Genomic DNA, 18895 nt, shown 5'->3' with positions numbered 1-18895 from the left:
CGAGGTCGGGGGTGTGCACGGTCAGTTCGTCGGCCTCGATGCCGGCCGAGTCCAGCCAGTCGAGGATGGAGCGCAGCTCGCGCTGGGTGCCGTCACTGGGGACCTGCAACGACAGCGACTCGTCGTCTGGCCCGGCGTCCACCGCGACGCCGGCGCGTGTGTCGGCGACGCGGGGACCGGGGCCGATCGGTACGGGGGCGCCGGGCAGCCGTACGGGAGGGGCGGGCGCCGCCTGTCCCGTACGCGGGTCGTTGCCGCCCCGCCAGGCGACGTCCCAGTCGCGGCCCGGCTCGGGGCGGGACCCGGGGCCGGAGTCCTGACGCGACCGGTCGGGGCCGGGCGCCGGCCGGGCCGGGGGCGCGGAGCGCGGCGCGGGCGGGGCCGAGGGGGGCGGCGGCGGGGCGCTGGGGCGGCCGCCCCGGCGCGTCTCGATCATCGCGGTGGCCCGCGACGGCAGCCACGCCGACGCCGTACCGCTGTCGTCGCTCCCCGAGAACAGGTGCGGCGCAAGCTGGGCCTGGAGGTCGGCGGGCGTGGGCCGCAACCCCGCCTCCATCCGCATGCACGACTCGATCAGCGGCCGCAGCTCGTCGGGCAGCCCCTGGAGGTCCGGGCCCTCGCGCAGCAGCATGAAGACCGTCTCGACCGGGTTGGCCCCGTGGAAGGGCGCGTGACCGGTCGCCGCGAACACGAGCGTCGAACCGAGCGAGAAGACATCGCTGGCGCCGGTCACACTGCGCGAGTCCCGCGCCTGCTCGGGCGACATGTAGGCGGGCGTCCCCACGGCGACGTTGGTCATCGTCAGCCGGGTGTTGGAGACGCCGGACGCGATGCCGAAGTCGATGACGCGCGGTCCGTCCTCCACGACGAGGACGTTGGAGGGCTTCAGGTCGCGGTGGACGAGCCCCGCGCCGTGGATGGACTGGAGGGCCTCGGCGATACCGGCCGCCAGCCAGCGCACCGCCTGGGCCGGCAGCGGCCCGCACTCATTCACTATCTCTTCGAGCGAGGGCGCCGGGACGTACGCGGTGGCCAGCCACGGCACGGCCGCCCGCGGATCGGCGTCCACCACGGCCGCCGTGTAGAAACCGGACACCGCCCGCGCGGCCTCCACCTCGCGCGTGAAGCGGACGCGGAACAGCTGGTCCTCGGCGAGCTCGGTCCGTACGGTCTTGATCGCCACCCGCCGCCCCGACGCCGACCTCGCGAGATAGACCAGGCCCATGCCCCCGGCACCGAGCCGGCCCAGCACCTCGAACGGGCCGATCCGTCTCGGGTCGTGCTGCGTCAGCTGCTCCACTTGCCTTGCCACCTCCCCGTAGGGGCCATGAGAGTACGGCCCCGTGCCCCCTGATTCTTCCTGTCCGCAGCGGTCGTTGCGAACCCGGGGGCGGATCGGGGTGTCTCACCCCGATCCGGACACCTCGGCCGTACGCCGGTCACGCCGCCCTGGGCTCGGCGAGCACGGCGAAGACGGCTCCCTGATTGTCGGCGATCACGGCGATCCTGCCGTACGGGGTGTCGAAGGGCGGCTCGGTGACCCGGCCGCCGATACGGGTGGCGAGGGCCGCGGTGTCGTCGCAGTCGTCGACCGCGAAGTAGGTGAGGAAGTGGGCGGGCATCTCGGCGGGGAAGGCGTCGGTGATCACGCTGCGACCGCCGATGGCCGTCTCGTCGGTGGGCTGCGTACCGGCGGGTGACCAGACGCGGAAGTCGATCGACGCGTCGTCGAGGTCCCGTACCTGGAAGCCGAAGATCGTCTCGTAGAAGGCGTCGACGGCGTCCTTGTCCCTCGTGTAGACCTCGGTCCAGCAGAAGGAACCGGGCTCGCCCTGCTTTTCGAAGCCGGTGTGCTCGCCGGCCTCCCACAGTCCGAAGACGGCGCCTCCGGGGTCGACCGCCTGGGCCATGGTGCCGAAGGTGCCGACCGGCGTGGGATTCATGATCACTTGGCCGCCCGCCTCACGGATCGTGCGGGTCGCGGCCTCGATGTCGGGCGTGGCGAAGTAGACGCCCCACACGGTGGGCATCCGGCCGTCCCGTTTGGGTGCGAGTCCGGCGACGCGCTTTCCGTCGCTGTAGGCGTTCGTGTAGTGCCCGTAGGCCTCGCCGCTGTCCTCGTCGAAGGTCCAGCCGAACAATTCGCCGTAGAAGCGCTTGCCGGCTTCGAGGTCGGGGAGCAGCACGTCCACCCAGCACGGCGTGCCCTCTGTGAATGCGGCCATGGACCTGATCCCTTTCCTTGTACGGGCGGGCCATGTGGTGCCCGTCACAGTCAAGCTAATGGGGCGGGCCGCACGCCGCAGGGAAAAAGAATCGAACATATACGCAATTATCGGGATAGGAATGCGGGTCCCGTCCCGTATCTGCTTGGCTTATCCACCGAAGTTTTCCACAGGCTGTTAATAAGCCTATTGGGTGCCGGGGGCCGTGGACCCGCCCCGCGAAGCCGCCGCAGAGGGCCGTCACCCCATTTGCAGTCGGCCGAATCGCGCGCCGATCACCCGTCGGTAAGCTGACGGCATGACAGGACAAGTACGCACAGTCGACGGCCGCGTGGCCGGCCGACGAGGCCAGGCGACGCGGCAGAAGCTGCTCGACTGCCTCAGCGAGATGCTCAGCTCCTCGCCGTACCGGGACGTCAAAGTCATCGACGTGGCCCGGAAGGCGGGCACTTCCCCCGCGACGTTCTACCAGTACTTCCCGGACGTCGAGGGCGCTGTCCTCGAGATCGCGGAAGAAATGGCCAAAGAGGGCGCGGGATTGACCGAATTGGCCTCCGGCCGCTCCTGGGTGGGCAAGTCCGCCTGGCAGACCTCGGAAGAACTGGTCGAGGGTTTCCTCGACTTCTGGCGCAAGCACGACGCGATCCTCCGCGTGGTGGACCTGGGCGCCGCGGAGGGGGACAAACGGTTCTACAAGATCCGTATGAAGATCCTGAGCTCTGTCACCAACTCCCTTGCGGACGCGGTAAAGGAGCTCCAGTCCAAGGGCAGGGTCGACAAGGACGTCAACCCCGCGGCCATGGCCGGTTCCCTGGTCGCGATGCTGGCGGCGGTCGCCTCGCACCAGAAGGGCTTCCAGGCCTGGGGCGTCAAGCAGGCCGAACTCAGGCCGAATCTGGCGCTGTTGGTCCACCTCGGCATCACGGGCAAGAAGCCGGCGAGGTAGTTCCCCCTCCTCGCGACATCTCTCGTCGCGTCCCCCGTCACGTCTTTCGCACGTCTTTCGCGCGTCTTTCGTCACGTCTCCCGTACACGTCTCGCCTTACGGCCCTCGTCACGTCTCCCGTACACGTCTCGCCTTACGGCCCTCGTCACGTCCCTCGTCACGTCCTGTCACGCCGATGGCGGTCCACCCCTCGACCGCCGTCGGCGTTCCCGTATCCCGGCACGCGCGCCTCGGTCACCGCGAGGACGGCTCGTGGACGAGCGCCTCCTCGTACGCCGCGGAGGCGCCGGTGCCGAGCCCGGCCAGCAGGCGGCCGGTCAGCCGCCGGGCGTCGGCGACGTCGTCTCCGGTGACGACGAGGGAGGCGTCGCGCGCGAGGTTGGAGGTGAGCGGCGCGCCCGGCGCGGCCGTGGCGAGGGGGGCGTGTGACCCGGCGATGACCCGTGGGTGGGCGCGGACCGCCGCCCAGGCCCCGGCAGCGCCGGGCGGCAGGGAGAAGAACTGCGAGACGGCGGCCCGGGAAGGCGCCTTGGGCAGGTGCACCGGGCGGCCCAGCAGATCGTCCAGCCACGCCCCGTACAGCTGGAGTCCGGGGTTGCACCATTCGAGCATGGCGTGGATCCAGTCGCCGCCCTGGCGGGCGTGGAGTTCCCCGAGGACGACGCCCCGCTCGGTGATCCAGCACTCCACGTGGAACGGTCCTGTGGTGAGCCCCAGGGCGAGCAGCGCGGCCCGGGTCTCCAGGATGACGTCCTGCTCGTCGCGCGGGGCCAGCGGTGCGGGCATCGCGTGGGCCGCCTCGACGAAGGTGCCGTCGAAGAGCTGTTTGGCGGTGACGGCCAGGATCTGCGGCGTACCGCCGACGATCAGGCCCTCGACGCTGTATTCACGGCCGTGGACGAATTCCTCGGCCAGCACCACGCCCGCGGAGTCCGCGGCCGCCTCATAGGCCGCGATGGCGTCCTCGGCGCGACTGACCCGGCGCACTCCCTGGCTGTTGGAGCCGGTACGGGGTTTGACGACGACGGGCCCGCCGCGTTCGGCGGCGAACCGGGTGATCTCCTCGGGGCTCCGGCAGAGCCGCAGGGCCGGCTGGAGGAAGCCGCACTCCGCGAGATAGGTCCGGGCGGCGTCCTTGACGCGTATGCGCTGTACGGCGTCGGGGGTGTTGCCGGACAGGTCAAGGGCCTGGGCGACGGCGGCGACACTCGGCACCGCGTTCTCGCGGTAACCGACGACGGCGTCGGCCGTCCGCGCGTGGTCCAGGGCCCAGGCGCGGCAGGCGGCGGCGTCGGTGAAGTCCAGGGCGTGGACCTCGGCGGCCCGGGCGGCCAGGTCGGGGGCGGCCGCGAGGTTCTCGGCCGTGTCGGTGAGCGTGACGCGGGCGCCCCGGGCCGTGAACTGTGTCATGGCGCGCTCGCAGATGTCGCGGACGAAACCGGCGCCGGGGGCGGCCGCGCCGCCGAGGACGAGGACGTGGGTCATGGGTGCGTTCACTCTCAGGGGCTGGTGGTGACCGGCCGGGGCCGGGGGGCGACGGCGGCGGGCGGGGTCCGGCTCTCGGCACGGGCGCAGAAGCCCGCCAGGACCATGAAGGCGCAGACGACGGCGAGCTGCCACGGGTCGAAGGTGTCCCCGAACGCGACCTGACCCGCGTAGGCCAGGCCCGGCAGGGTGGTGAGCAGCACCATCGCGATCACGGGCCGGGTGCGCTGGAGCCCGATCTGCAGCAGGTACAGCGGCACGGTGACGCCGGCGATCGCGGCCAGTGCCGTGGCGGGCAGGGACAGTCCGCCGCCGGCCGCCGGGCCCGCCTCACGGGTGAGCAGCAGGAGCGCGGCGGCCGCGTAGGTGAGGTGGAAGCGGTGGGCGGTCACCCAGGCGGGTGGCGCGCCGACGCCGGCGAGCCGGCTGGACAGCTGGGCGATGTAGGCGGCGCCGAATCCGGCGAGGAGCACCAGCAGCAGGCCCGGGAGGACGGCGAAACCGGCCGCTCCGCCGCCGTCGTGGGTCCAGGCCGCCACGACGAGGGAAGCGGCGAGGAGTGCCACGGCCCGCGCCCAGCCCGCCGGTGAGGTGCGGTGACGCGGGTCCAGTACGGCCACGGCGAGCGGCCCGACGCCCGCCATGACGCTGTTGGCGAGCACGGCGGGGACCCAGGGCAGGGCGACGTAGAAGCCGAGGAAGGTGACCGCCGTGGCCACGTTCATGGCGAGGACGAGCCGCAGGGCCGCGGGCCGGTGGGCCGGGGCGGGCGCGACCGGTTCCCCGCCGAGGGCGCGGCGGAGCAGCAGGGCGCCGGTGAAGACCAGGCTGGTCACGGCGAAGGCTGCGAAGGAGAACAGCAGGCTGTCGCCGACCTCGACACGGCCGGTGAGATACCCCTCCGTGCCGGCCTGGAGCATCAGCGAGGCGATGATCAGGGCGATGGGCATGTCATTCCTCGGGGCCGAGCCGGTAGAAGAGGCCGGCGTCTTCCATGTCGTGGACGACGTCGAGGGAGTGGCGCAGCAGGTCCTCGTCCTCGTGCACGAGGTAGGCGATGCCGCACGCCCCGGTGGTGAGGTGGCGGTCCCGGAGCGGTTCGCCGACCACGGGCAGGCGGTCGATGCTGTGGAAGCCGGGGAGGCGGCGCAGGGTGCGTACGCCGTCGGCGGCCAGCAGCACTCCGGCACGGTGCGGGCGCAGGAATATCTTCGCGACGGCCCGCGCGGCCCCGTAGGGCGTCTCGAAGCGGCGGGCGAAGTCGTCGGGGCGCAGGAAGCGCTCCGCCACCAGGTGCTGGTGGCTGTACCCGAACGCGGCGTGGTAGGGGTCGGGGGCGAGCGACGGCCCCATGATGCGGGAGTTGACCTCGATCAGGCGTGGGCCGTGCGCGGTGAGCATCACCTCGGTGTGCGCCGCGCCCTCGCGGATACCGAGTGCGTCCAGGCAGCGGAAGACGTAGTCGGCCATGTCCGCCTCGGCGGGCGTGAGCGTGGGCCGGGAGATGATGTGGCGCAGCACGGGAGCGCCTTCGGTCCGGTCGATGCGCTCGGCGTAGACCTCGGTGAGGAGGTGGCGCCCGGCCATGCTGACGGTGTTGACGATGTACTGGGTGCCGGTGAGGAATTCCTGTATGAGGACGTGGTCGTTCCGCCCGCCCATGAGGTTCGTCCGGTGGGCGGTCGCGCGGTAGGCGTCGAGCGCTTCCTGCCGGGTGTGGCAGATGGTGCAGCCGTCGCTCCCGGCGCTGTCCCGTGGCTTGACCATGACGGGGTAGCCGGGCACCTCGTCCAGGGCCTGGGCCAGTTCCCGCTCGGTGCCGACCGAGCGGGTGCGGGCGGCGGGGACGGCGGCCGCTTCCAGGGCCCGCACCATGAGCTGCTTGTCCCGGCGCGCGGCGGCCTGTTCGGGGCGGTGGTGGTCCAGCCCCAGCTCGTGGGCGAGGGCGTCGGCCAGCAGCACTCCGTACTCGCTGGCGGCGATGACGGCGGTGGGCTTGAGTTCGCGCAGGGCCGCGAGGGTGGTGTCGGTGCTGTGGTGGGTCAGGGTGCGCGGTGAGGTGGTGTCCGCGTCGCGGGCGGGGCCCAGGTGGGCCTCGTACAGGCTGAGGAAGTCGGCGCCTTCCTCCCGGAGCGCCTCGGCGAGCCGGGTGCCGGTGGAGACGGGGTTGACCAGGACCAGCATGGGTGTGCGCTCCTTGGCGGCGGATTGGGTGGCGTGCTGACGTGCTGACGTGCTGACGGAGTGGGCGGTGCGGCAGGGGGTGGCGGTGGTGGCCCGCTCAGGGGTGGGTGAGCCGGGCGGCCACCTCCCGGGCGTGGATCGCCGCGGTTCTGAGGTAGTTGACGATCGGAGTGCGCCGGTGGGCGGCGGCGCCGATGGCCCAGATCCGTTCGGGCCGGGCGGCGGGGCCCGGTGTGACGCGCAGGTCTTCGGTGATGTGGGCGTCGGTTCCGCCGGCGCCGTCCAGGTGGAGCCTCCCGCCGGAGTCCCAGGACAGGCGCGGAGCGTGGTAGCCGGTGGCGCAGACGATGCGGTCGACGTGCCGCTCGGGGCCGTCGTCCCACCGTACGAGCCAGCCGCCGTCCGGGCGGGGGCGGACGTCACGGGGCAGGGTGGCGGCGACTTCGAGGGCGCCGGTGGCGTGGTGCGCGGCCAGCCGGCGGGCGTTGGCGGCCGGGATGGCGGAGATGTACCGCGTGATCGGCTCCCGGTGGCGGGCGAGGACGTCGGCGCGCGTCCGCCGATCCCAGGGGGAGGCCCACTCGTTGATGGTGTCGATGGTCTCGGCGATGACGTCCTGCCACGCGGCGGCGCCCGTGGTGGCCAGGCGCAGTTCCTCGGCGAGGCGTTCGGCCGGGTCGGCCGCGGTGCTCGTCTGCCGCCGGATGCCGCGCCGGGGCGCGTGGCGGGACAGCGCGCCCAGCAGGATCCTGGCGAGCCGGGTGTCCAGGTGGGGCGAGTGGGGGTCGAGGTCCAGCAGGCGGGCGGTGTCCAGCAGGGCCTTGTCGGGCCGGCACAGCCGGGTGCGTACGGCGGGAAGTGCCCCGGAGGGTGACGTCATGACGACGCTGCGGCCGCTGTCCTCGGCGAGCAGGACGAGGGCGGCGTCGATGGCGGACAGCTTGGTCCCGTACAGCAACACCCGCGCACCGGCGGGCAGTTCACGCAGCCGGCGGCTGGGATAGGGGCTGGGAAGCAGGTCGGGATGGCCGCGGTGGCGCCGCAGCTGGTCGGGCAGGCGCGGCCGCTCCAGGCCGAGGCAGATCAGGACGTCGCTGCCGGTCACCTCCCGGCCGTCGTCCAGCCGGACGGTGTAGCGGTCCTCGTCGCGGTCCTCGTCGCGGTCCTCGTCGCGGCGGACGGTTTCGGCCCGGGCGGTGAGGTGGTGCGTGGCGGTACCGCGGGCCTGGGCCGTGGCCCGGGCCTCACGGAAGCGCTCACGGCAGAACTGGCCGACGAGGTAGCGGGGTACGAAGTCGTCGCGGGTCGCCGGCCAGCCACGGGCGGTGAGGTACGTCAGCAGGCCGGACGGTCCCTCGGGGTCGAGCGAGGTGACGTCCACGGAGGTGTTGCACAGCAGCTCCGGGTCGGTGGTGCCGAAAGCGCCGCCGAGGCCGATCGGGTGCGGGGCGACGAAGGTGACGGAGGAGATGCCGGGGGCCGTGGCGATACGGGTATAGGCGGTGACGGCGTTGGCGCCTCCGCCGATGATGATGACGTCCTTGCCCACGGTTGCTCGCCTCCTGTCGTCGTCGGTGGGGGGGTGCCCGTCTGCGGGGCGGGGGTTCACAGGGGGCTGACGCCCAGGTGGGACAGGCCGTAGGTGTAGCCGTCGGCCAGGGCTTCCCAGGAAGCGGCCAGGATGTTGGAGCCGACGCCGATGGTGGTCCACTCGCTGCCGCCGCCGCGCAGGGTGATGGTGACGCGGGCGGTCGATCCGCTGCCGCCGGAGTCGCCGAGGAGGCGGACGCGGTAGTTGGCCATTTCGATCTCGGCGAGCGGCGGGTAGATCCGTTCGAGGGCCGCGCGCAGGGCCCGGTCGAGGGCGTTGACGGCGCCGTTGCCCTCGCCCGTCGACAGGATTCTCTCCCCCTTCGCCCACAGGCGCACGGTCGCCTCGTTGGCGTGCGTGCCGTCGCCGAGGCTTTCGGCGATGGTGCGCCACGACTCGATGCGGAAGAACTCCAGTGGGTCACCGGTGATCTCCGTACGCAGCAGCAGTTCGAAGGAGGCGTCGGCGGACTCGTAGGTGTATCCGCGCAGTTCGCGTTCCTTGACGCGCTCCACGAGACGGGCGAGCAGGTCACGGTCGCCGCTGAGGTCGTAGCCCAGTTCCCTGGCCTTGAGCTCGACGGTGGCGCGGCCCGCCATGTCGGAGACCAGCATGCGCATGGTGTTGCCGACCAGTTCGGGGTCGATGTGCTGGTAGAGGTCGGGGTCGACCTTGATCGCGGAGGCGTGGAGCCCCGCCTTGTGGGCGAAGGCGGAGACACCGACGTACGGCTGGTGGGTGGAGGGCGCGAGGCCGACCGTCTCGGCGATGGCGTGGGAGATCCGCGTCATGAGCGCGAGACCGCCCGGAGGCAGAACGTTCCTGCCGTACTTGAGCTCCAGCGCGGCGACGACGGGGAACAGGTTGGCGTTGCCGACGCGTTCGCCGTAGCCGTTGGCGGTGCACTGGACGTGCGTGGCGCCCGCGTCGACGGCGGCGAGGGTGTTGGCGACCGCGCAGCCGGAGTCGTCCTGGGCGTGGATGCCGAGGCGGGCACCGGTGTCGGCCAGCACGGTGGAGACCACGGCCCGCACCTGCCCGGGCAGCATGCCGCCGTTGGTGTCGCACAGGACGGCGACCTCGGCACCGGCGTCGTACGCGGTGCGGACGACGGAGGTGGCGTACTGCGGATTGGCCCGGTAGCCGTCGAAGAAGTGCTCGCAGTCGAGGAACACCCGCCGGCCCTGCTCGCGCAGGTACGAGACGGTGTCGCGGATCATGGCGAGGTTCTCGTCCAGGGTGGTGCGCAGCGCTTGCTCGACGTGCCGGTCGTGGGACTTGGCGACCAGGGTGATCACGGGGGCGCCCGACTCCAGCAGCGCCTGGACCTGGAGGTCGTCGGCCGCGGTGCCGCCGGGGCGGCGGGTGGCGCCGAAGGCGACCAGCTGGGCGTTGTGGAGGGTGAGGTCCTCGGCGGCGCGCCGGAAGAACTCGGTGTCCCGGGGGTTGGCTCCCGGCCAGCCCCCCTCGACGAAGCCGACGCCGAACTCGTCGAGCAGGCGGGCGATGGTGAGCTTGTCCTCGACGGACAGGCTGATGCCCTCACGCTGGGCGCCGTCCCTCAGGGTGGTGTCGAATACGTGGAAGTCGGGGGCCGCGACGCCCCGAGCCGGGCGGGCGTCGAGCGGGAGGGCTCCGGTGAGGGAGGCGTCATCCGCCGCACGTCCCCCGTCGTGGTGTGCCATGTTTCTCCTTCCTCGGATACTTCCTCGGATTCTCGACATATCGACGTATCGGCCGACCGGCGCCGGCCGCACCGATGGGGCACGGCCGGCGCGTCGGGTCAGAGCTGCTGCCAGGCGGCGGCCAGCCGCTGCTCCTCGTACCTGCTGGGCAGGCCCGCGACGATCCGCGCCAGGGCCTCGTAGATCACGAGGGTGCCGTCGGCCACCGACTCGGCCTTGGCGAGGGTCTTTTGCAGCCGGTAGAGCTGGGTGAACGCCTGCTTGGTGTCCTGGCGCCGCAGGAGCCCCTTGATCTGTGCGGCGGCCTTCGTCGTAGCCGGGTCGGCGTCGCCGTCCACGGGGGACGCGCCGGCGATCCGCTCGTGGGCGTCCAGGAACCGCTGCGCGGCTTCCAGTTGCGGTGCCTTGACGGCCAGGGACTCCGTGGCGCCGGCCGCGGTGAGCAGCGCCAGGTCGAGTACCGGGCCGTCCACCCCGTCCGTGGCGCCGGTGACCGGACCCACCATGGTCACCTCGGGTGCCTGTCCGGGAACCGGGCCGAGCGCGGGCTCGGCGAGCATCAGGCGCAGCGCGAGCAGGTCGGTCTCCACGGTCGTGGACGCGGCGACGACGGCGAGCGAGGCCCCGCGTACCCGCGGGTCGGCGGCGGCCAGTGCGGGCGACGTGGACAGCCGTACCGGTGTGCCGGCGTCCTCGTCCCGGTGCGCCGCGGTGCGGCGCTCGGCCTGCCAGTCGATCTTGACCGGGCCGTCCTCGCCGAACGAGGCCACCGGGAAGGAGCCGGCGCCGATGTCCGTGTGCTCGACGGCCAGGCCGCGTTCGGACAGGATGCGGAAGTACGCCGCCCGTGCCTCGGTGAACTCCAGGCCGTCGGTGCTGCCGGTGCGGATGGCCCGGCCGGTCTTGACGACCGGCGGGACCAGCCAGTTCGCGGGGTCCTCGTCGTAGTCCTCGGGCGCCAGGGCGAACCGGATGGGCAGGCCGACCGACCGCCCGAAGGCCAGGTCCACCGCGTCGTGGCCCGGGTTGACGAGGACCGCGCCGGTGCCGAATTCGGGCTTGACCCAGTCGGCCACCCAGATCGGCAGCAGGTCGCCGGTCAGTGGGTGGCGGCAGTACCGGCCGGTGAACGCGGCGCGGTGGCCGGGCGTGAGGCCGTCGCTGAGCGGGTGGCCGGGGTGGACGGCGACGGCGCACGCGGCGGGGCTGGGCGACCAGTCGGTGATGAAGACCTGGAGCGGTGCGGTGGTGTCCGGGCCCGGCTCCTCCAGCGGGAAGGTGAAAAGCGCTCCGGGGGTGCGGCGCAGGGTCTTGCGCTGCCGGGAGGCCAGGGACTGCGGCCAGTTGCCGTCCTCCTCGGCCGCGACGCGCAGGCGCGCCCGCTGGGTCGGGACGTAGCGGATGGCGTCGCCCGGCTGCTGCGGGTCGCCGACGAGTCCGGCCGCCGCGGCCAGTGCGGCCAGGGCCGCGGCCGGGTCCTCGGGCCCGTTCACGACCGTGCTGGTGACGCCGTCGAGGGCGGCGAGCCTGCTGATGAAGGCAGCGTGGCTACGGCAGCGCTGTGCGACAGCCGTGGCTTGCGACTCTCCGAGAGACAGGACGATGTGGTTCACGCGTACCTCCATGGTGCTCTTGCGTTTCTCCCGTAGTTAACGCCCACCTGGCCGATGGGGTCATGTCACGGGTGGTCAACTGCGGCTGGGCGCCGCGTAGTCGGCGGACTGCGGGACCGGCGCGGCCGGCTGCGGCGCCTCGGGGGGTGGGGTGCGGTGGTGGTCCGCGGCGCCCGGGGTGAGGAGCTGCCCGGGGTGGACCAGGCGCAGCAGGGGCGCCGCCATGAGCGTGGTGGTCAGGGCCATCAGCACCATGGCGGTGAAGAGGGTCTCGGTGATGACGCCGAGTTGCAGCCCCACGGTGAGGATGACGATCTCGGTCAGCCCCCGGGTGTTCATCAGTACGCCGATGACGGTGGAGTCGGTCCAGGATTCGCCGGTCAGACGGGCGGTGAGGGTGGCGCCGCCCAGCTTGCCCGCGATGGCGACCGCGGTCAGCAGGCCGGTGATGCCCCAGAAGTACAGGGAGTCCAGGGCGTCGATACGGGTGGTGACCCCGACGGTCATGAAGAAGACCGGCAGCAGCAACTGGGAGACCACCGCGTCCAGTCGATGGTGGATCTCCGTACGCCACACCTGGCGCCGCGGCATGATCACACCGGCCAGGAAGCCGCCGAAGATCGCGTGGATGCCGATGAGGTCGGTGGCCCAGGCGCTCAGCAGCACCATGGACAGCACCGCCCACAGCGGGGGGCGCCGGTCGGCGAGGAGCGGCCGGACGACGAACAGCATCAGGCATACGTAGGCGATGGCCAGGCCGAGCGTCACCAGCGCGGGGACGGCACCGGCCGACCCGACCACCGCGACGACCACGGCGAGCAGGCACCAGGCGGTGACGTCGTCGACGGCGGCGCACGCGATGGTGAGCACGCCGATACGGGTGCGGTGCAGGCCCGTCTCCAGCAGCAGCCGGGCGAGTACGGGGAAGGCGGTGATGGACATGGCGGCGCCGAGGAAGAGGCAGAAGCCCCAGGCGCCGCCCCCACCGCCTCCGCCGCCCATCCGGGGGTACAGCCACAGGGCCGTGCCGGCGCCGAGGAGCAGGGGCAGCACCACCGACACCTGGCTGATGGCGACCGCCTTGCGGCCCTGTCCGCGCAGGGCCGACCATTCGATCTCCAGGCCCAGCAGGAACATGAACAGGACCAGGCCCAGCTGGGCCAGGACGTTCAGCGCGCCCACGACCTGGTCGGGGAAGGCGTACGCGTGAGCCTGCGGCCACGCCAGTCCCAGCAGGCTCGGCCCGAGGGCGATGCCCCCGAGGATCTCGCCGAGTACCCGGGGCTGGCCGAACCGGCCGGCGAGGCGGCCGGCCAGCTGCGCGGTGACCACGATGAGGCACAGGGCCGGCAGGGCGTGCAGGGCGACTTCGGCGCTGGTCATGGGCTCGCTCATGGGGCGGGCACCGCCTTCACGGCCGTGGCCGGGACCCGCTCGGCCCGCTCGGCCCGCTCGGCCCGCTCGGCCCGCGCCGCCCGCATGAAGCGGGCCATCGCCGGTACGGCCGCGGTGTCGGTGAACAGCCCGTAGTGCCCGCCGCTGGGCGACACCATGAGCCGGGCCCCGCCGACCAGCTCGGCGGCGCGTGCCGAGTTGCGGTAGGAGACCATGCGGTCGTCGGTACGGGCGGTCAGCAGCACGGGGCAGGTGATCCGCGCCCACGCCTCGGCGGGGTCGTAGTCGCAGGCGGCGCGGATGGCGTAGGCGTAGCGGAGCAGGTCCATGGTGGTGCCGCGGTAGGGCAGGGTGAGCCGCTCGACCAGTTCGGGGCTGTCCGGCAGGCCCATGACCTGCGCTTCGTTACCGCGTGGCCGGGTCATCTCGTGGTAGCGCTCCGCGGCGGCCGGGTCGGCGACGATGTCGCCGCACATCTCGAACATGGCGTTGCCCATGGGGCCGCCGGGCACTCCGCCGAACAGGTACGCGCCGTCCACCGACGTCAGGGACAGGGCGGGGCTGTCGCGGCGGCCGGCGAGGGCCAGGGCGACCGAGGCACCGGTGCACCAGCCGGCCAGGTGGACCGGGCCCGCGCCCACGTGGTCCAGGACGGCCAGCGCGTCCTCGACGTGGTCGGCGAGCCGGCTGTCGTCGGCGCGTCGGCCGGGGCCCGGGCTGCCACGCATCTCCCACGTGACGAAGTTCAGTCCGGCGGCGGCGAATTGGCGGGCCAGGGCGTCGAAGAGGTCGAGGGGCATGCCGACCGCGTTGACGAACAGAACGGTCTCGCGGTGGGCCGCGCTCTCCCCGCGGAGGATTCTCAGCGCGAGGCCGTCACGGGTGAGGCTGTCATGGGTGACGCCGTCCTGCGGAACGCCGTCGTGCGGAACGCCGTCCTGCGGAACGCCGTCGTGCGGAACGCCGCCGTGCGTATCGCTGTCCTGGGTGAGGCTGTCATGAAGCACCGCGCAGCTCCCGGAGGGCCTCGGCGATCCGGACAATGCCCTCGCCGATCACCGATTCGTCGGCGCTCAGGCTGATGCGGAAGCACTGCTTTCCATGGTTGAGCAGCCCGGCGGTGTAGAGGGGGTCCACGAAGAAGTGGCGGCCGGGGACGATGAAGACGTTCTTGGTCTTCAGCAGCCGGTACAGGGCCATGTCGTCGAACCAGGCGTGGTTGACCCACAGCCAGCAGAACATCCCGCCCTCGCTGCTATGCAGCCGCCAGTCCATGTCCTCCGGGAGGAGCTCGGCGAGCAGCTTCTCCGCCGTCTGCCGGCGGTTGCGGTAGAACGGGCTGATCACCGAGGCCGCCATCTCCTGGAGCCGGCCCGTGGTCAGCGCGCGGGCGGCGACGGTCTGCGCCAGCTGCGGGGCGTGCAGCGCCGAGTTGGACAGGAAGGACACCATCGCGTTGATGTGGTGGGCCGGTCCGATGGCGAAGCCGATGCGCTCGCCGGGCAGGCCCGCCTTGGAGAGCGTGAAGCAGTTGATCACATGCTCGTCCCAGGGCGGGGCGGTGGCCGTCGCGGCGATCTGCGGGAAGGGAGCCCCGTAGGCGTGATCGATGATCAGGGGTACGTCGCGCCGGCGGGCGACGCCGATGAGGCGGGCGAGCTCGGCGCTGTCGATGCTGCGCCCGGTGGGGTTGCTGGGGCTGGAGAGCAGCATCATGCCCATCCTGCCGCGCTGTTCCAGGGCGTCGAAGTCGAAGGCGTAACGGAAGGACCGGCCCTGGCCGGGCTCGGTGCGGGGCGGGATTCCCGCGATCCCCCCGGAGTGCATGCACAGGCCCTGATAGCCGGTGTAGTCGGGGGTCATGGGGAGGACTATCTGCTGAGTGCCGTCGGCCGCGGGCCCGGTGAACAGGGCCGCGGCGATGAAGCACAGCATCTGGCTGCCGGGCCCGATGACGACGTTCTCGGCGGTGATGCCCCACCCGTACCGGGCGTTGAACTCCGCGACGATGGCGTCGACCAGCACGGGAGCGCCTCTGGAGGGGCCGTACTGGCAGCTGGCGGCGGTGAAGTCGTCGGCCAGGGCGTCGGCGGTCAGCCGCTGCCAGGTGTTCTGGACTTCGGGGATGAGTGCCGGGTTGCCGATGCTGAGGTTGAGCCAGCCGGCGTCGCCACCGGTATGGGACGTCGTCGTGGCGATGTCCTCCATGATGCTGCGCAGGCCCGATACCTTGGCCATTTTGGTGCCGCTCAGTGACAGTCCCATGTGTGCCCTCCTTGTTGTCGGGTGGGTGCGGCATGAAGGGGGCGGCCGGGGCGCCGCCCCCTTCGAGCCACCGGCTAAGAGGCGGTCGGGGTCTTCTCCAGGTGGGCGCTGATGTCGGCCACCGTGGCGTTGCGGAACAGCTCGTCCATGGGGACCTCGATGCCGATCTCCTGCTGGATGGCCGCCTGGATGCGAGTCATGATCAGCGAGTGGCCGCCGAGTTCGAAGAAGTCGTCGGTGTCGGAGAAGTCGTCGAGGTTCAGCTCACGCGCCCAGATCTTGTGAATCCGCTCGTTCAGCACGTCGCGGTCCTTTCTGTGTGGGAATACGCCGTCGGATGCTGTGGGGATGGGGTGCGTCTAGCGGCCGGCGGGCGGGGCGAAGTCCTCGCCGCGGTTGTTCTGCGTACGCAGCCGGTTGTGGCCGAAGCGGTCCTCGCCGGCGACCAGGACGCTGCCGTAGTTCTCCAGGTTGAAGTGGGCGCCGTGGGCGGTGAAGCCCTCCTGGTCGGGGTAGACCCGCACGTGGGTGGGGACGTAGCGGCCGGCGATGGCGAACCGCGTCTCACGTTCGGTGGTGTTGGGCAGCGAGCCGTGGACGCAGTTGGCGGTGAAGATGACGGCCTCGCCCGGCTTCATCTCCATTTCCACGACGTCCTCCTCGGCCGGCTTCCAGCCGGGCTCGATGGAGAAGTCGGAGAAGTCGTAACCGAAGAAGTCGGTGTCGACTGCCGTCACGTCGTACTCGCCGTCGCGGCCCTGGTTGGTGTTCTTGCGCTCGTCGAAGTACCAGTTGCGGTGCGAGCCGCGGACGAACCGCATGCAGCCGGTGTCCTTCGTCGCCGGGGTGAAGGTCGTCCACACCGTGATGTCGATGAAGGCGTTCCAGTCCGACTCCGTCGGCAGGAGCTGCGGCTTGCCGTTGGCGTAGCTGTAGTCCCGCACCTGGTGCCACTCGGTGCCGCTGGAGCCCGGGAACTTCGGGAAGAACTCGGTGCGCCACAGCAGGACGTCGGGGCCGAGTATCGCGGTGAGGTACTTGATGATCGTCGGGTGCATGATGTGGCTGGACAGGTGCGAGATGTCGTAGTGCCGGTCGTAGTTGACGCTGTTGGGGTAGAGCGCCTTGGACCGGTCCTGGTTCTGGATACGGATCTCGCGGATGATCTCCGCGGCCTCCTCCGGCTCGTAGAGCTTGATGGGGCCGACGAATCCGTTCTCGGTGAAGCTGCGAATGTCGTCCTTGATGTCGTCGGGAATGATCGCGTTTCCGGCTACCTGCGCCGAGGGCAGCGGGAGCGGAGCGGTTTCCGTCACGGTTGACCAACTTTCTTGAGTGGATGGTTGACGCGGCCGGTATGGCTCGCGCGGCAGAACAGACCGGCGTGCACCGGAGGCGCGGCAGATGGCCTCCGCACGATGAACGGTCTTTTGGCGCGGGCACCGAAAAGTGCCCGGCAATCGGGCCTTGGCGCCGATGGTGGGTGAGTGGTCCTGGACCGAGGCGCGCATGTCGCGCCCGGTGGGTTCATCCGGCCCGGGTGGGCCGGGCGGCGGTGGCTATCCGGCCTGGTGGGCCAGGGCGCGGCGGTCGACCTTGCCGTTCGGGCTGAGGGGGAAGCCCGGCACCGCCACGAAGGTCTTCGGCACCAGATGGCGCGGGTGGGCGGCCAGGAGCTCCGAGCGCAGCGCACGGCTGTCCAGCTCGGCGGCACGGCCGTCGGTGGCGGGCTCCGGTATGACGAAGGCGGCCAGGTGGGCTTCCCCGCCGTTCGGTTCGCCGCCGGCGACCAGGACGACGGCGTCCCGCACTCCCTGGCAGGAGCGCACCGCGTTCTCGACCTCTCCCAGGTCGATGCGCATTCCGCGGATCTTGACCTGGGTGTCGACGCGTCCCACGCACATCAGCTCGCCGTCGTCGCGCACATAGCCCATGTCGCCGGTGCGGTAGACCGCCACGTCCCGCCCGCCGTCGAGGGGCGCGGTGACGAACCGTTCCTCGTTCAGAGCCGGTGCGTTGAGATATCCGGCGCCTACGCCGAGACCGGCGACGCAGATCTCCCCGGTCTGCCCGGGCGCCACACTCCGGAGGTCCTCATCGAGGATGTACAGGTCGGTATTGTTCACCGGCCGACCAATGGGAACTCCGTGGGCGGCATAATCGGCATAGTCCGTCAGCGCATGGAAAGAGGATACGTCCGTGCATTCGGCCACGCCGTAGACATTCACAATCCTGCCGGAGCCGGCGTTATTCTTGGCCCAGCTTTCCAGACGGCTTACGGAAAGCGGCTCCCCGCCGACGAATGCGTACTGGAGCGAAGCAAGGATTTCGCCGCCGGATTCCTCATCGCGCTGGATGAGCAGATACAGCGCGCTGGGCGCGCAGTGCAGGGTCCGGACTTTCAGCTCCCTGATGAGCCGGGACGCCATCAGGACGTCGAAGCTGCGACTGGGCAGCAGATGCAGCGTCGCGCCGGAGAAGAGCGGAGCCATGAGGCTGCGCTGGCTGATGTCGAAGCCGAAGGAGCTGATCATCAGGTTGCTGGAATCGGCGCCCAGGCCGAATTCCCCGGTGACCCACTCCAGCAGGTTGTACCAGCCCTTGTGCCGTACGGCGGTCGCCTTCGGCGCGCCGGTGGAACCCGAGGTGAACACCACGTAGCAGAGGGATTCGCCGTCGACGGCGACCTCGGGCTCCGTGGCCGGGAAGGCGTCGAGGTCGAGCCCCGCCACCTCCACCGCCTTGTCCGCGCAGTGCTCGACGAGCGCGGACGTCGCAGGTGAGACGGCGATCAGGTCGGCGTGAGCGAGTTGCTCGGTCATCAGGCGGAGGCGCTCGGCCGGATAGGAGGGGTCGAGCGGGGCGTAGGCGGCACCGGCCTTGAGCGCGCCGAGCAGGGTGACGACGAGCTCCGGGGAGCGGTCCAGGCAGATGCCCACGACCGAGCCGGGGCCCACGCCGCGGGCCAGCAGCCAGTGGGCTAACCGGTTCGCCCGCTCGTTCAGCTCCCCGTACGTGTAGGACACCGGGCCGCAGGTCAGCGCCGGCCGGCCGGGGTGGGCCTTGGCGTGCGTTTCGAACACTCGGTGGACAGGGGCCCCGGGTGGGTCCGTACGTCGGCCATGAAGTCGCATTGTCATCTCTCAGCTAGATCCTGAATAGGGAAGGCCCAGTGCAATGGATTTCAAGCCGGGCGTTCTGCGCCGCCCTGCAAATAGAGCTGATCACAGCCCAGAAGCGAGTGTCAATGAGTTCCGACTCGACCGGCGCCGGCCGGTGGCTACGTTACGTAACCGGTTGATGCAAAACTCCGGCGAGACGCGAGCACACCCTGACACGCAGCGTGAGAAAGGCGCCCGACCGGGCGGGTGAAATTGCCAGCCGCACTCTCATATTCTGAGACCGGCCGCACCGACGGAGGTTTCACCCACAGGGAACGGACTATTCCGCTCAGCCTTGCGGTAAACGCATGACACATTCCCGCCGTACTGAATTCAGCCAGTCTC

General features: G+C 71.3%; 15 protein-coding genes. 1 reads left to right on the top strand and 14 read right to left on the bottom strand.

Annotated elements, in window-relative coordinates:
• Nucleotides 1-1300, bottom strand: a 1300-nt coding sequence (locus QWM81_RS13575) for a serine/threonine-protein kinase (RefSeq protein WP_290112107.1), incomplete at its 3' end; no start/stop codon positions are given.
• Between the two features lie 139 nt (nucleotides 1301-1439).
• On the bottom strand, nucleotides 1440-2225 hold the full coding sequence (kbpA, locus tag QWM81_RS13570) for an AfsK-binding protein KbpA (protein WP_290112105.1): 786 nt from the start codon (nucleotides 2223-2225) through the stop codon (nucleotides 1440-1442).
• 298 nt (nucleotides 2226-2523) lie between these two features.
• Between kbpA and QWM81_RS13565 the strand changes: the two genes are divergently transcribed.
• Entirely contained in the window at nucleotides 2524-3171 is a 648-nt protein-coding gene (locus QWM81_RS13565) for a TetR family transcriptional regulator (RefSeq protein WP_290112104.1), read from the top strand.
• A 234-nt stretch (nucleotides 3172-3405) separates the two neighbouring features.
• On the opposite strand, the gene QWM81_RS13560 is transcribed toward QWM81_RS13565, so the two are convergent.
• The 12 genes from QWM81_RS13560 to QWM81_RS13505 all read right to left on the bottom strand — a co-directional run bounded on the left by QWM81_RS13560 (nucleotide 3406) and on the right by QWM81_RS13505 (nucleotide 18523).
• The gene (locus tag QWM81_RS13560) at nucleotides 3406-4656 is read right to left on the bottom strand and encodes an ATP-grasp domain-containing protein (protein ID WP_290112103.1); all 1251 of its coding nucleotides are present in this window, start codon (nucleotides 4654-4656) and stop codon (nucleotides 3406-3408) included.
• A gap of 14 nt (nucleotides 4657-4670) precedes the next feature.
• Complete coding sequence (locus QWM81_RS13555) at nucleotides 4671-5606, bottom strand: hypothetical protein (protein ID WP_290112102.1); 936 nt, start codon at nucleotides 5604-5606, stop codon at nucleotides 4671-4673.
• A gap of 1 nt (nucleotide 5607) precedes the next feature.
• On the bottom strand, nucleotides 5608-6840 hold the full coding sequence (locus QWM81_RS13550; protein ID WP_290112101.1) for an ATP-grasp domain-containing protein: 1233 nt from the start codon (nucleotides 6838-6840) through the stop codon (nucleotides 5608-5610).
• 97 nt (nucleotides 6841-6937) lie between these two features.
• Entirely contained in the window at nucleotides 6938-8389 is a 1452-nt protein-coding gene (locus QWM81_RS13545; protein WP_290112100.1) for an FAD/NAD(P)-binding protein, read from the bottom strand.
• 56 nt (nucleotides 8390-8445) lie between these two features.
• Nucleotides 8446-10116: a citramalate synthase gene (cimA, locus tag QWM81_RS13540; RefSeq protein WP_290112099.1), complete on the bottom strand. Its 1671-nt coding sequence runs from the start codon at nucleotides 10114-10116 to the stop codon at nucleotides 8446-8448.
• Nucleotides 10117-10214: 98 nt separating this feature from the next.
• Entirely contained in the window at nucleotides 10215-11729 is a 1515-nt protein-coding gene (locus QWM81_RS13535) for a leucine--tRNA ligase family protein (RefSeq protein ID WP_290112098.1), read from the bottom strand.
• Between the two features lie 75 nt (nucleotides 11730-11804).
• A complete protein-coding gene (locus QWM81_RS13530) occupies nucleotides 11805-13124 on the bottom strand; it encodes a cation:proton antiporter (protein WP_290112097.1) in 1320 nt (439 codons plus the stop codon).
• A complete protein-coding gene (locus tag QWM81_RS13525) occupies nucleotides 13121-14131 on the bottom strand; it encodes an alpha/beta fold hydrolase (protein WP_290112096.1) in 1011 nt (336 codons plus the stop codon). The genes QWM81_RS13530 and QWM81_RS13525 overlap by 4 nt, the downstream gene beginning before the upstream one ends.
• Nucleotides 14121-15389, bottom strand: coding sequence for a valine--pyruvate transaminase (locus QWM81_RS13520; RefSeq protein WP_290112095.1), 1269 nt, complete (start codon nucleotides 15387-15389; stop codon nucleotides 14121-14123). Before QWM81_RS13520 ends, QWM81_RS13525 begins: the two co-directional genes overlap by 11 nt.
• A gap of 74 nt (nucleotides 15390-15463) precedes the next feature.
• Nucleotides 15464-15691: an acyl carrier protein gene (locus QWM81_RS13515; RefSeq protein ID WP_290112093.1), complete on the bottom strand. Its 228-nt coding sequence runs from the start codon at nucleotides 15689-15691 to the stop codon at nucleotides 15464-15466.
• Between the two features lie 57 nt (nucleotides 15692-15748).
• Nucleotides 15749-16705 (bottom strand): chlorinating enzyme, encoded by a 957-nt coding sequence (locus tag QWM81_RS13510; RefSeq protein WP_290112092.1) that lies wholly within the window; start codon nucleotides 16703-16705, stop codon nucleotides 15749-15751.
• Nucleotides 16706-16948: 243 nt separating this feature from the next.
• On the bottom strand, nucleotides 16949-18523 hold the full coding sequence (locus QWM81_RS13505; protein WP_290112115.1) for an amino acid adenylation domain-containing protein: 1575 nt from the start codon (nucleotides 18521-18523) through the stop codon (nucleotides 16949-16951).
• Nucleotides 18524-18895 lie beyond the last annotated feature (372 nt).

This window comes from Streptomyces ficellus (assembly GCF_030406405.1).
Lineage (GTDB): Bacteria > Actinomycetota > Actinomycetes > Streptomycetales > Streptomycetaceae > Streptomyces > Streptomyces ficellus_B.
This window is presented reverse-complemented; position numbering and strand designations above follow the sequence as displayed.

Bases quoted from the DNA above. Each gene is read 5' to 3' on its own strand.
- QWM81_RS13555 (WP_290112102.1), bottom strand. From the start codon at position 5,606: ATGCCCATCGCCCTGATCATCGCCTCGCTGATGCTCCAGGCCGGCACG.
- QWM81_RS13505 (WP_290112115.1), bottom strand. From the start codon at position 18,523: ATGCGACTTCATGGCCGACGTACGGACCCACCCGGGGCCCCTGTCCAC.
- cimA (WP_290112099.1), bottom strand. From the start codon at position 10,116: ATGGCACACCACGACGGGGGACGTGCGGCGGATGACGCCTCCCTCACC.
- QWM81_RS13550 (WP_290112101.1), bottom strand. From the start codon at position 6,840: ATGCTGGTCCTGGTCAACCCCGTCTCCACCGGCACCCGGCTCGCCGAG.
- QWM81_RS13565 (WP_290112104.1), top strand. From the start codon at position 2,524: ATGACAGGACAAGTACGCACAGTCGACGGCCGCGTGGCCGGCCGACGA.
- QWM81_RS13520 (WP_290112095.1), bottom strand. From the start codon at position 15,389: ATGGGACTGTCACTGAGCGGCACCAAAATGGCCAAGGTATCGGGCCTG.
- kbpA (WP_290112105.1), bottom strand. From the start codon at position 2,225: ATGGCCGCATTCACAGAGGGCACGCCGTGCTGGGTGGACGTGCTGCTC.
- QWM81_RS13560 (WP_290112103.1), bottom strand. From the start codon at position 4,656: ATGACCCACGTCCTCGTCCTCGGCGGCGCGGCCGCCCCCGGCGCCGGT.
- QWM81_RS13530 (WP_290112097.1), bottom strand. From the start codon at position 13,124: ATGAGCGAGCCCATGACCAGCGCCGAAGTCGCCCTGCACGCCCTGCCG.